12 protein-coding genes are annotated in these 12,314 nt (G+C 45.2%); 10 read left to right on the plus strand and 2 right to left on the minus strand.

Annotation, left to right across the window (positions count from 1 at the left end; all coding sequences use genetic code 11):
• The first annotated feature begins 145 nt into the window (after window positions 1-145).
• From rplU to VIM91_RS08195, 7 genes are all read left to right on the plus strand, one after another.
• A complete protein-coding gene (gene rplU, locus VIM91_RS08165; protein WP_029936018.1) occupies window positions 146-460 on the plus strand; it encodes a 50S ribosomal protein L21 in 315 nt (104 codons plus the stop codon).
• A 60-nt stretch (window positions 461-520) separates the two neighbouring features.
• On the plus strand, window positions 521-784 hold the full coding sequence (gene rpmA, locus VIM91_RS08170; protein WP_331864331.1) for a 50S ribosomal protein L27: 264 nt from the start codon (window positions 521-523) through the stop codon (window positions 782-784).
• A gap of 103 nt (window positions 785-887) precedes the next feature.
• A complete protein-coding gene (cgtA, locus tag VIM91_RS08175; protein WP_331864332.1) occupies window positions 888-1,922 on the plus strand; it encodes an Obg family GTPase CgtA in 1,035 nt (344 codons plus the stop codon).
• Between the two features lie 7 nt (window positions 1,923-1,929).
• Window positions 1,930-3,054: a glutamate 5-kinase gene (proB, locus tag VIM91_RS08180; protein ID WP_331864333.1), complete on the plus strand. Its 1,125-nt coding sequence runs from the start codon at window positions 1,930-1,932 to the stop codon at window positions 3,052-3,054.
• A 16-nt stretch (window positions 3,055-3,070) separates the two neighbouring features.
• Window positions 3,071-3,796: a transporter gene (locus tag VIM91_RS08185; protein ID WP_331864334.1), complete on the plus strand. Its 726-nt coding sequence runs from the start codon at window positions 3,071-3,073 to the stop codon at window positions 3,794-3,796.
• A 71-nt stretch (window positions 3,797-3,867) separates the two neighbouring features.
• Window positions 3,868-5,145, plus strand: a complete 1,278-nt coding sequence (locus tag VIM91_RS08190) for an MFS transporter (RefSeq protein WP_331864335.1) — start codon at window positions 3,868-3,870, stop codon at window positions 5,143-5,145.
• A 23-nt stretch (window positions 5,146-5,168) separates the two neighbouring features.
• Window positions 5,169-6,164 carry a TIGR00341 family protein gene (locus VIM91_RS08195; RefSeq protein WP_331864336.1) on the plus strand — a complete coding sequence of 332 codons (996 nt, stop codon included), beginning with the start codon at window positions 5,169-5,171 and terminating at the stop codon, window positions 6,162-6,164.
• A 69-nt stretch (window positions 6,165-6,233) separates the two neighbouring features.
• On the opposite strand, the gene VIM91_RS08200 is transcribed toward VIM91_RS08195, so the two are convergent.
• Window positions 6,234-7,250, minus strand: a complete 1,017-nt coding sequence (locus tag VIM91_RS08200; protein WP_331864337.1) for a porin — start codon at window positions 7,248-7,250, stop codon at window positions 6,234-6,236.
• 16 nt (window positions 7,251-7,266) lie between these two features.
• Window positions 7,267-9,231: a choline BCCT transporter BetT gene (locus tag VIM91_RS08205; protein ID WP_331864338.1), complete on the minus strand. Its 1,965-nt coding sequence runs from the start codon at window positions 9,229-9,231 to the stop codon at window positions 7,267-7,269.
• Window positions 9,232-9,406: 175 nt separating this feature from the next.
• Between VIM91_RS08205 and VIM91_RS08210 the strand changes: the two genes are divergently transcribed.
• The 3 genes from VIM91_RS08210 to groL form a co-directional block, all read left to right on the plus strand.
• Complete coding sequence (locus VIM91_RS08210) at window positions 9,407-10,171, plus strand: EAL domain-containing protein (protein WP_331864339.1); 765 nt, start codon at window positions 9,407-9,409, stop codon at window positions 10,169-10,171.
• Window positions 10,172-10,352: 181 nt separating this feature from the next.
• The gene (groES, locus tag VIM91_RS08215) at window positions 10,353-10,640 is read left to right on the plus strand and encodes a co-chaperone GroES (RefSeq protein WP_331864340.1); all 288 of its coding nucleotides are present in this window, start codon (window positions 10,353-10,355) and stop codon (window positions 10,638-10,640) included.
• 55 nt (window positions 10,641-10,695) lie between these two features.
• Window positions 10,696-12,314 (plus strand): chaperonin GroEL (groL, locus tag VIM91_RS08220; RefSeq protein WP_331864341.1); only part of this gene is annotated, 1,619 nt, incomplete at its 3' end.

A 12,314-nucleotide genomic window follows, 5' to 3' on the forward strand; every position in this document is an offset into this window, starting at 1 on the left:
GTTTGGCAGACATAAAATATTTGTGTAATTGCTTTGACCTGGCAAATAAAACTCTATATAATCCCGCCTTTACTGTAGCGATGACTCGATCTATTATCCGAATCGTCCAAATGAACAGAATTTTCAATCCGGGAGATGTACAAAAATGTATGCTGTAATTAAAACCGGTGGTAAGCAATATCGAGTACGTCAAGGTCAAACTTTGCGCATTGAGACTTTAGGTCTTAATGAAGGTGACAAGGTTGAATTTGACGAGGTCTTGATGGTCGGTGAAGGCGCGTCTGTTAAGTTAGGCACGCCTGTTGTTGAAGGTGCAAAAGTTGCGGCAACTGTTATTGGTAACGGTCGTGGCAAGAAAGTGACTATCATCAAATTCCGTCGTCGTAAGAACAAGTCTCGTTCTAAGCAAGGCCATCGCCAGAACTATACTGAAGTTGAAATCACAGGTATTTCAGCTTAAGTTTTAAACTTAGACTAGAACCAGGCCTGGTTGTTAAGGCCTGTTACAGGAGATAGAACCATGGCACATAAGAAGGCCGCAGGTAGTACACGAAATGGTCGCGATTCTAATGCCAAACGCTTAGGTGTTAAGCGTTTCGGTGGCGAATCTGTTTCAGCAGGTAGCATCATTGTTCGTCAGCGTGGCACTAAGTTCCATGCTGGTGTTAACGTTGGTCGTGGTAAAGACGATACCTTGTTTGCTAAAGCAGACGGTAAAGTTGCATTCGTGACTAAGGGTAAGCCAGTGCGTACCTACGTTGAGATTGTTGAGCAGACTGCTTAATCGTTTCGACCGTTCACGTGATAAAATAAAACGCCCTGCACACAACTGTGCGGGGCGTTTTTGTTTGAAAAAATAATAATCGGTTAATTTAGGTTGGTGAACCATGCAGTTTGTAGATGAAGCGCAAATTTTTGTTGAAGCTGGACGTGGCGGGAACGGCATAGCTAGTTTCCGTCGTGAAAAATACATTCCGTTTGGTGGCCCCAACGGCGGTGATGGCGGTGATGGCGGCAGCATTATTTTTGTAGCGGATGCCAACCTAAATACCTTGGTGGACTTTCGTTTTACCAAACGCTTTAAAGCGCAAAATGGTCAAGCTGGTATGGGCAACCAAAAAACCGGCCGTGCCGGTGAAGATTTAGTGATTCATGTACCAATCGGCACAATGGTGACGGATCTGAACACTCAAGAACAAATTGGCGATTTGACTGAAAATGGTCAAGAATTGCTGGTGGCGAAAGGTGGACGTCACGGCTTGGGTAATATTCACTTTAAGAGCTCAACCAACCGCACCCCACGTCAACACACTTTGGGTGAAGACGGCGAAGCTCGCGAATTATTGTTAGAAATGAAAGTGCTGGCCGATGTTGGTTTACTAGGTTTGCCTAATGCCGGTAAATCCAGCTTGATTAGCGCGGTATCTGCCGCGCGTCCCAAAGTCGCTGATTATCCATTTACAACGCTTTACCCTAACTTAGGTGTGGTGCGAGTGTCGGCTGAAAATAGTTTTGTGATTGCCGATATTCCCGGATTAATTGAAGGTGCGGCTGAAGGTGCGGGTTTAGGTGTGCAGTTTCTCAAGCATTTGTCGCGTACCGGTTTATTGTTGCATGTGTTAGACATTGCACCACTGGATGGTTCTGATCCGGTTGAAGCGGTGCGTGTCGTTGAAAAAGAACTCGAAAAGTTTAGTGAGGAACTCGCTGGAAAAGACCGTTGGTTGGTTTTAAATAAAACCGATCTTTTATTGGATGAAGAAGCGGATGAGCGCTGTGATGATATTATCCAACGCTTAGGCTGGAAGGGCGAGGTCTATCGAATTTCAGCGGTTGAACGTATTGGCACGGATGAGTTAATGCAAAAAATTTCTTGGACATTAATCGCCAATAAAGCCAAAGCTTTAGACGCGCAAGAGTGAGATCAACATGGATCGCCAAGCCTTAACAAAAACAAAACGTTGGGTTATTAAATTAGGGAGCGCTTTGCTGACCAATGATGGTTCAGGCTTGAATCAAGCTGAATTGGCCAAGTGGGTGACGCAGATGGTTGAATTGCGTGAGCAAGGCATTGAAATCATTATCGTCTCATCGGGCGCGGTCGCAGAGGGTATGCAGCGTTTGGGCTGGAAAACTCGACCTACGGCTTTATATGAGTTACAAGCTGCGGCAGCGGTTGGCCAAATGGGGCTGGTGCAAGCCTATGAGTCCGAGTTCGCCAAAAGCGGTTTGCATACCGCGCAAATTTTGATGACGCATGATGATTTATCTAATCGCGCACGTTATTTAAATGCGCGTAACACTATTCAAACCCTGGTCTCACATGGTGTGATTCCCATCATTAATGAAAATGACACGGTGGTAACCGATGAAATTCGATTTGGTGATAATGACACTTTAGCGGCTTTGACGGCTAACTTAATCGGTGCGGATGTATTGGTCATTTTGACCGATCAACAAGGTTTGTATGATGCGAACCCTCGTGAAAACCCGCAGGCGAAACTCATTCAACAGGCACAAGTCAGTCGTAAAGACATTGAGGCTATGGCGAGTCCAGAAGGCGGGGCGTTAGGGCGTGGGGGCATGTACACCAAAGTGATGGCGGCAAAACGTGCGGCACGCTCTGGAACTGCGACCTTAATCGCTTCTGGGCGCGAGCCTAATGTGCTGCCGCGTTTATTTTCAGCTGAAAATCTCGGGACGTTATTAGTTCCAGATTTAGAACCCATGAAAGCGCGCAAACAATGGCTTGCAGGTCACTTGCAGGCACGCGGATATTTAACTTTGGATGCAGGAGCCGTTAAGGTTGTCATGCAGCATGGTCGCAGCTTGTTACCGGTTGGCGTGACCAAGGTAGAAGGCCAGTTTAAACGTGGTGAGTTGGTGATTTGCCAGGATGAAATGGGGCGAGAAATCGCGCGTGGTTTAATCAATTATGATCATAACGAAGCCCGTAAAATTTTACGTCAATCAAGTCATAAAATATTCGAAATATTGGGATATGAAGGCGATGAATCGCTAATTCATCGTGACAATATGGTGTTAGTTGAATAGTGTTTAAGGAACAAATATGAGCCGTTTTTTTAAAATAATCTGTGTGTTCTTAATTCCTGCTTGGGTGCAAGCGGAAGGCGTGGTTGCGGATCGTCCTGGGTTTTCGACTGGAACCCATACCTTGTCGCCCGGTCAGTTAAACCTTGAGCTAGGTTATCAAGCGGATATGTGGGATTCAAATACCTTGCATACCGCGCCTTTATTGAATTTGCGCACCGGTTTATCTGAAGGTTTAGAGTTGGGCATTGCTTGGGCGGGTTACCAAGTTTTTGATGGTGATTCCACGCAAAGCGATGTCACCTTGGCGCTAAAAAAACGTTTAACTTCTACCTCAGAATACAACTTATCGGCTTTGGCTCAGCTGGATCTGCCTACCGGTGATGGTTCGGATAATCTAAGCGAAACTCGATTTTTGGGCGGCTTATTGTGGGATAAAGCTTTGCAGCCGGATTGGGGAGTATTTGGTGTTGTGCAAGCTGAATCCGATTACTGGCGAGGTGAGCGCGAATTAAATCTACAAGCGACACTGGGCACCAGCCTTAGCCATTCTGCTCAAATTGGTAGTTATGCCGAAGTGTTTGTCGATGCACCGCTGACTTATTCTGAAGATACGGTTATGATTTTAAATGCTGGGTTAACCTATTTATTAGACGCAAATACCCAGCTTGATGTATATGTCGGTGGTGGACTTGAAAATAGTGACACCGACTTTATTGGGTTCGGCTTTGCCCGTTTGTTTTAACACACACTAAAGTATCGCAGCTCAAGCAAAGATTGCGTTGCGATCTGTGAGTTCTAACCGAGTTCATTTCTATGCTTTTTAGGCAAACACTGCTTCCTATTTCATCGTTATTTTTTGCGATTGCGTTATTAGCCACCGGTTACGGTATGCTGATGACCTATATTGGTGTTTTCTTAAAACAGGAAGGCTTGTCAGAATCCAGTATTGGTCTCATCAATGCCGCGTTCTTTTTGGGTGCAATTTTAGCTGCCATTTTTAGTCAAAAACTCATTGTTACCGTCGGACATGCACGCAGTTTCTCTGCCTTTTCTGCGTTAATGGTTATTTCATTTCTAGGGCATGTGTTGGTGTTTGACCCTTATGTTTGGGGTGTTTTACGTCTCATTGCGGGCTTTGCCTTTTATGCGTTGTTGATTGTTTTGGAAAGTTGGTTGAATGAGAAAAGTACTCACGAAGAGCGCGGACGTGTGCTGGCCATTTATACCATTATTTTTTTCTTGGCGACTGCTTTAGGGCAGTTTATTCTTATGCTGGATGTGCGCCCAGATAGTGTGTTTGTGATTGGTTCAGTCTTGGTGCTCTGGTCGTTGGTGTTGATTGCAATTACTAAAATTCCGCAACCGGTGATGCGACCATTTGAACGTTATAGTATGCCTAAACTTTTGACGGTCGCGCCCTTAGCCTTGGTCGGCAGTTTTGTGGGCGGATTTTTTGTGGGCGCCTTTTATACCATGATGCCCTTGTATGTCTTAAAGTCATTTGAAGACGGCAGTGCCGTGGCGATTTTTATGGCCATAAGTATTCTGGGCGGACTGCTGGCGCAATGGCCAGTAGGGGCGTTATCTGACCGTTATGGACGACGTAAGTTGATTGCTTGGGCAGGATTCTTTAGTTTTGTGATATTTATGTTGATGTTGGTGGCGCCAAATAGTTTATGGCTACTTTATGGTTTAGGTTTTTTAATAGGTATTAGCTTGTTTAGTATTTATCCATTGAGTGTGGCTCGAGCCAACGACGTATTAGATGAAAACAAGGATATTGTTGAGATTAGTCGAACATTATTATTTTCCTATGGCTTGGGTTCCTTTTTGGCCCCCTTAATCTTAGGCTTTGTACTGGGTTATTCGGTCATGATGTTTTTTATTATTCTGGCATTATTTGCCGCTGGTTTAGGGGTGTTTGCCTTAATGCGTGAGCGTGTACCGGATGATCATTTAAGTGTATTTGTCGCTGTACCTGCCGCCTCTGGTGTGGCGATGGCTGAAATGGATCCGCGTCAAGATGAGCAATGGGTTGAAGAGCATCGCCCGGACTTTGATGGTGATAGCTTGGATAACAAAGCATCTTAGTTTGAATATGGTGAGGTGTTACTATGAAATTAATTGATATTACCTGTCATCCTGCCGCCTCACCAAGATTGATCAAACTTCTGGATAACCACCAGGCCTGGTTGTATCGTCAAGCTGACTTAAAGGACGAGCATAAGCATTGGATTCAGGTCACTTTGCATGATTCTCAGGTGCAACAGGCTTTAGATCAAATTCAAGAGGTATCTCAAGATTGTCCAGATCAAGTTCAGGTGATGGTTTTGGAGGTGGAATCGGTTATTCCTGAACCAGAAGCCAACAAGAATGATACGAGTGAGCAGGATGGCTCGACCACTTATCGCGAGCAGCTTTATCAAACCATCGAGCAAAACGCCCGCTTAAATGTTAACTATTTGGTGCTGGTGGCCTTGTCTACGGTTGTCGCCGCGATTGGGATGATTGAAGACAATGTGGCGATTATCATTGGTGGTATGGTGATTGCGCCGCTTTTAGGGCCTAATTTGGCTCTAGGGCTTGCCACCGCGTTGGCAGACTTAGACTTAATGAAAAAATCCTTAATCTCCGGCATAGCCGGAGTGGGGTTAGCTATTGGCCTAGCTATGTTGATTTCTTTAGTGGTGCCGATCGATATAAGTGTTGGAGAACTACAATCTAGAACCTATGTTGAATTACCTGCGGTTGTATTAGCCTTAGCCTCAGGTGCGGCCGCGGCTTTATCGGTCACCACCGGTGTGGCGAGTGTTTTGGTGGGGGTGATGGTTGCCGTCGCTTTATTACCGCCTGCAGTGGTGCTTGGCTTGATGTTGGTACTGGGGCATTTTGATTTAGCTTTGGGTGCAGGTTTGCTGTTGGCGGTGAATATTGTGTCGGTGAATTTATCGTCTAAGATTGTATTCTTTTTGAAAGGTATTCGCCCAAGAACCAATGTGGAGCAACAGAATGCAAAGCGTTCTTTAATAATCTATTTTGTTATCTGGGCCGCCACATTAGGTGTTTTAATCGCGGCGATTTATTTAACTCAGTTTCAGTCGATCGACTAAAGCAGGCTAATAAAGGATAAAAAGGCCGCGCTAAAAACTCAACGCGACCAACCTTGAGACAATTAGTGATTAAAAGTCGTAACGAAAACCCGCCGCAATCGTATTACCGCCACCAACTAGACCATCTGCAAAATCACCCGCACTGCCTGCTTTGCGGTTGGCGATTGCATTCGAATCCTCTTGTTGATAAAACTCAATAAAGGTTTTGAGGTCTTTGCTGTATTGATAGTCGGCACCAATATGCAAGATTTGCTCACCATAGCCTTCCACTTCGGCCACCATGGCTTTAAAAGTGTACTTTTTGAGCTGGTAGTCCGCGTAGAGATTTGTGGCATTACTTTCATCCGAACCTTTCGCACTCCATTGCTCGAATTTTAGCCCGATATAGAGTTGATCAATTTGCTGACCTAAGGCAACACCGAGTAGCTGATCATCATTGGTATTATCTACTTGCTCTAGAGCGACAGAAAGATCCGTGCCATTTTTATTATAGGTGCCGGTGAATTGATAACGATTATCGCTAAAGGTATCCGCTTGATCTGACTCGTCTTTCATGACAATACCTGCGCCAAAAGACAGGCCGTTATAGCTGGGACTGTAATAGCTCACGGCATTGTAAGCACGAAAGTAAGCGAGTGTGGCGTAACCACTGTAATAAGAGCTAAAACGGTCTACCTTGTAGGAGATTGCGTTATAAAAGGGTAGCCACATTTGACCATAAGCAAGTGACCCATGGTTGGTGTTGATGCCGACTTGGGCGACACGCAGATCACGGCGGTCATCATAGGGATCTTGGACGGCAAAGTTAGCCATATCGAATGGAATTTCAAGTTGACCAAAGACTTCCAGATTTTGAGTCGCTTGCCAATTAGCATTTAAACCGATACGAGAATAGGCGTCGCGTATGCCGATGTAGCTGTCATTGCCCCCTGTTGCATAGGTCGCATCGCTGTCTGGGCTAACCGCTTCCGCTTGCAGGCGCGCTGAACCATACAAGTCGATATTAACGCTTGCTAGCAGGCTGACGGGGGCGCTCATTGTAATGCTGAGTGTGAGGCCATAGAGTAAGGTTTTATTGTTTTTCATTTTTTATCCCCTAGTTTTATTGTGACACTTGGCTAAGGAAGTGCACGTGACGAGAGTATTGTTCTAACACATCATTTAGGATGGTTTCTTTTGTCCAACCCATAATGTCGTAGTCCTGGCCGCCTTCTCCGAGGTGCACTTCTATTCGATAATATTTATGTTCTTCCATTTGCTTGGCTTGCGTATCGCGCATGATTAAAGCTGGCGGTTCGTAAGCATGGGGACGAGCTGAGTAGAAAAAATCGATCTGCTCACCGTGTCGGACTTCAATCCAGACACGACCATCTTCACCCGATTCAACACGCGCATCTACGCCTTGCGCTTTGAGCTCTTCACTCACTTCAATCAGGGCGGGTTTAACGGTTTGTTTAATAAAATCGAGCACTTCTTTTTTACTGGGTTGACTGACCAGTGTTTTTAAGCGTTCCTTCCAGCTCATGTGGCTATTGGTTAAGCGTGGTGAAGCTAAACTACTGTGTTTGGCCACATCAATGCGTAATGACCGCATCAAACCCCATGCCATTAAAATCATAATAATCGCGAAGGGAAAGGCGCTTGCAATGGTGGCGGTCTGTAAAGCGGCCAGTCCACCCGCAATCAGTAGTGAAGCCGCTAATACACCTTGGATAACGGCCCAGAAAACGCGCTGCCAAGTGGGTGAGTGTTCTTTGCCGCCCGCGGTTAAGCGATCGACAACCAGCGAGCCTGAGTCAGCGCTGGTGACAAAAAAGGTAATCACTAGTAGGGTGGCGACTAAAGCGGTAATACTCGATAAAGGTAAATGCTCTAAGAACTGGAACAGGGCAACCGAGGTGTCCGCAGCAACCGCATCTGACAGCTCGGTAATGCCTTGCACCATAATCATATTGAGGGCGGTTCCGCCAAAGAAGGTCATCCACATAAAGGTGAAGCCAACGGGGACTAATAACACTCCCAATACAAACTCTCGAATAGTGCGACCTTTGGATACTAAGGCGATAAACATCCCTACAAACGGTGCCCAGGCAATCCACCAGCCCCAATAAAACAGAGTCCAGCCACCGATCCAATCCGTCGGCTCATAGGCATAGAGGTTAAAGGTCATGTTAAATAAATCCGATACGTACATGCCAGTGTTTTGGACTAGGGTTTGCAGTAAGAAAACGGTTGGTCCGGCAATGAGGACAAAGGCCAGTATGGCGGCGGCGAGAATCATGTTTAAAATCGATAAGCGTCGAATTCCGCCATCTAGACCAAGCGCGACTGAACCAGTTGCAATTAGTGTAATCAGCACAATCAAAATTACTTGCGTGGTGACGCTAACCGGAATATCAAACAAGTAGTTAAGGCCAGCATTAATTTGAATCACCCCAAAACCTAAAGAGGTTGCGACCCCGAATAGGGTGCCGAGCACGGCAAAGGTGTCGACGGCATGGCCAATTGGGCCGTGGATGCGCTCACCAATAATTGGGTAAAGCGATGAACGAATCGTCATGGGCATACCATGACGGAAGGCAAAATAAGCCAGTGACATGGCTACAATGGCATAAATTGCCCAGGCGTGAACGCCCCAGTGGAAGAAGGTAATGCGCATGGCTTGACGTGCGGCTTCGGCCGTTTCTGCTTCGCCAACCGGCGGACTTACATAGTGCATGACCGGTTCGGCCACGCCAAAGAACATTAAACCTATGCCCATGCCAGCGGAAAACAGCATCGCAAACCACGCTGTGTTGGTAAACTCAGGTTGGCTGTGGTCGCTACCGAGTTTGACTCGACCATAGCTTGATAAGGTAAGAATCGCAATAAAGACCAAAAAACCAGCTACAGATAAGACATAAAACCAACCCAATTGGGTTGATATCCAGCTGAGGGTGTTGCTAAAAAGTTGAGTGGCGAGTTCGTTAAAAAGAATAACAAAAATGACCAGTGATAGCGTTAGGATTGCCGTGCTGAAAAAAACCGGCGGGTTGATGAGTATTTTTGGTTGAGTCGTAGAAGACATAGTGTAAGCCCCTTGGTTTAAAAAGATGTCGCGGGATTCTCAACTATTTTACATACCTAAAAGCGGCTAGGTAAAATTCAATTGCGGCTAATAGGTATAAAAAACATAAATGACGCAAAGAGTTTTTTAAGCGGCTTATAATAGGGTTTTGATGATTGAGGTTAGAGGGGATCTTATGGCTACACATTTTCCGATTGAAGACATTTTATCCGGTTGCGGAAAGTGTCATGCCGAATTGAGCTTTGACTTTACTTTTGCTTTTCAACCTATTTTGGATTTAGAAACGCGACAGATATTTGGTTATGAGGCCTTAGTGCGGGGGCGCCAACAAGAGTCAGCTTGGCATGTTTTGAGTCAAGTTAATGATCAAAATCGCTATGCGTTTGACCAGGCCTGTCGGGTAAAAGCGATTCAGTTAGCGAGTGAACTAAAACTCGATAGTATGTTGAGCATCAATTTTTTACCAAATGCGGTTTATGAGCCAGCACACTGTATTCAAAGCACGCTTCGGGCCGCGAAACAATTTGGTTTTCCGATTGAATCGATTATGTTTGAAATTACCGAATCGGAACAGGTACAAAAGGTTGAGCATCTTACTAAAATTTTTGACTACTACCAAAAACAAGGGTTTACAACGGCGCTAGATGACTTTGGTGCGGGCCATGCTGGCTTGAACACCTTAGCGAACTTTGTTCCCAATATTATGAAAATCGATATGGAGTTAGTGCGCGACATTCACACCCATACAACCAAGCAAATCATTGTAAAAAATCTAGTTACCATGTGTAATCAGTTAAATGTCAGGGTGTTAGCCGAGGGGTTAGAAACCCGAGATGAAGTAGAGTTTTTCAGAAATTTAAATGTGCACCTGATGCAGGGGTATTTTTTTGCTAAACCAGGCTTTGAAAGTTTGCCGGTTTACGATTGGTCAGATTTATAAACAACATCACCAGGCCTGGTCTATTTAATAAATCAAAAAAAGTTCAAATTTCCCCTTGAAACTGCTTGAACCAGCCCCATATTAGCCTTGTCTTTATACGAATTAAATTTTAGTTGGTGCTCAAAGTTGAGCATCAACATTTGTTAATACCCTCTATCAAACTTGAGTTAGGAGAAAATCAATGAGCATTAAACCTTTGCATGATCGTGTTGTTGTGCGTCGCTTAGAAGAAGAGAAAGTATCAGCTGGCGGTATCGTACTTCCAGATTCTGCGAAAGAAAAACCAGCCGAAGGTGAAGTGGTTGCCGTTGGTCCAGGTAAAGCCTCTGACAGCGGTACCGTGATTGCTATGTCGGTTAAAGTTGGCGACAAGGTTTTATTTGGCAAGTACGCCGGTCAGGAAGTGAAAGTTGACGGCGAAGAATTATTGGTTATGCGCGAAGATGACATCATTGCGGTTCATGCTTAAGTCATAAAGTTTGTTAAGCGAATAACGACATTAAATAAATTGAGGAATAACGAAGATGGCAAAAGAAGTTAAGTTTGGAATTGAAGCCCGTGAACGTATGGTCGAAGGCATTAACATCCTAGCAAACGCAGTAAAAGTCACGTTGGGTCCAAAAGGCCGTAACGTGGTACTTGAAAAGTCGTTTGGTGCCCCGACCGTAACCAAAGATGGTGTGTCGGTAGCACGTGAAATCGAATTAGAAGACAAGTTCCAGAACATGGGCGCACAAATGGTTAAAGAAGTCGCTTCTAAAACCAATGATGTAGCCGGTGACGGTACCACAACTGCAACCGTTCTGGCACAAGCGATTGTGCGCGAAGGCATGAAATCAGTTGCCGCTGGCATGAACCCAATGGATCTAAACCGTGGTATTCATAAAGCGGTGGAAGCCGTGGTTGCCGAAATCCAAAACATGTCTAAGCCTTGTGAGACTTCGTCTGCGATTGCTCAGGTTGGTACGATTTCGGCCAACTCTGATAGCACCGTTGGTAAGTTGATTGCGGATGCGATGGAGCGCGTTGGCAAAGAAGGTGTGATCACGGTTGAAGAAGGTTCGTCTTTGCATGACGAGTTAGAAGTGGTCGAAGGTATGGAATTTGATCGCGGTTACCTATCACCTTATTTCGCTACTAACCAAGAAAAAATGGTAGCCGAAATGGAGAACCCGTACATTTTATTAACAGATAAAAAAGTATCGAATATCCGTGAATTACTGCCTACGTTAGAGGCCGTTTCAAAATCAGGTCGTCCGCTATTAATTATTGCGGAAGATGTTGAAGGTGAAGCCCTTGCTACTTTAGTTATCAACAACATGCGCGGTATCGTAAAAGTCGCGGCCGTAAAAGCGCCAGGTTTTGGTGAGCGTCGTAAAGCTATGTTGCAAGACATTGCGGTCTTGACTGGTGCTACGGTTATCTCTGAAGAAGTTGGCATGACTTTGGAAGGTGCGACTTTAGAAGATTTAGGTCAAGCGAAAAACGTAAATGTAGCTAAAGACTCAACCACTATTATTGATGGTGTTGGTACAAAAGCGGACATTGAAGCGCGTTGTTCACAGATTCAGTCACAGTTGGCGAACACCACATCTGAATATGACAAAGAGAAGCTACAAGAACGTTTAGCAAAACTTTCTGGTGGTGTAGCCGTCATCAAATTAGGTGCGGCAACTGAAATGGAAATGAAAGAGAAGAAAGATCGTGTTGACGATGCGCTTCACGCAACACGTGCTGCAGTGCAAGAAGGTATTGTTCCTGGCGGCGGCGTGGCGTTAGTTCGTGCTAAAGCAAACGTGAGCGTGAAAGGTGATAACCATGATCAAGACGTGGGTGTTGAAATTGCTTTACGTGCGATGGAAGAACCTATGCGTCAAATCGTGCAGAACTGTGGTTTAGAAGGTTCTGTAGTCGTGAACAAGGTTATGGAAGGCAAAGGTAACTTTGGCTTTAACGCATCAACTGAAGAATATGGTGACATGATTGAAATGGGTATCATTGACCCAGCTAAAGTAACACGTACGGCGCTACAAAACGCGGCGTCTGTTGCTGGCTTAATCATCACTACTGAAGCGATGATTGCGGATCTTCCTAAGAAAGATGGTGCTTCTGCCCCTGACATGGGCGGAATGGGCGGAATGGG

Origin of the sequence: Thiomicrospira sp. (genome assembly GCF_036568485.1) — a bacterium.
Taxonomy (GTDB): Bacteria; Pseudomonadota; Gammaproteobacteria; order Thiomicrospirales; family Thiomicrospiraceae; genus Thiomicrospira.

What these genes read in the sequence shown, in the direction of transcription:
- VIM91_RS08195 (WP_331864336.1), top strand. Translation starts at nt 5,169, where the DNA reads ATGAAATTAATTGATATTACCTGTCATCCTGCCGCCTCACCAAGATTG.
- VIM91_RS08190 (WP_331864335.1), top strand. Translation starts at nt 3,868, where the DNA reads ATGCTTTTTAGGCAAACACTGCTTCCTATTTCATCGTTATTTTTTGCG.
- proB (WP_331864333.1), top strand. Translation starts at nt 1,930, where the DNA reads ATGGATCGCCAAGCCTTAACAAAAACAAAACGTTGGGTTATTAAATTA.
- VIM91_RS08205 (WP_331864338.1), bottom strand. Translation starts at nt 9,231, where the DNA reads ATGTCTTCTACGACTCAACCAAAAATACTCATCAACCCGCCGGTTTTT.
- VIM91_RS08185 (WP_331864334.1), top strand. Translation starts at nt 3,071, where the DNA reads ATGAGCCGTTTTTTTAAAATAATCTGTGTGTTCTTAATTCCTGCTTGG.
- VIM91_RS08200 (WP_331864337.1), bottom strand. Translation starts at nt 7,250, where the DNA reads ATGAAAAACAATAAAACCTTACTCTATGGCCTCACACTCAGCATTACA.
- cgtA (WP_331864332.1), top strand. Translation starts at nt 888, where the DNA reads ATGCAGTTTGTAGATGAAGCGCAAATTTTTGTTGAAGCTGGACGTGGC.
- VIM91_RS08210 (WP_331864339.1), top strand. Translation starts at nt 9,407, where the DNA reads ATGGCTACACATTTTCCGATTGAAGACATTTTATCCGGTTGCGGAAAG.
- rpmA (WP_331864331.1), top strand. Translation starts at nt 521, where the DNA reads ATGGCACATAAGAAGGCCGCAGGTAGTACACGAAATGGTCGCGATTCT.
- groES (WP_331864340.1), top strand. Translation starts at nt 10,353, where the DNA reads ATGAGCATTAAACCTTTGCATGATCGTGTTGTTGTGCGTCGCTTAGAA.
- rplU (WP_029936018.1), top strand. Translation starts at nt 146, where the DNA reads ATGTATGCTGTAATTAAAACCGGTGGTAAGCAATATCGAGTACGTCAA.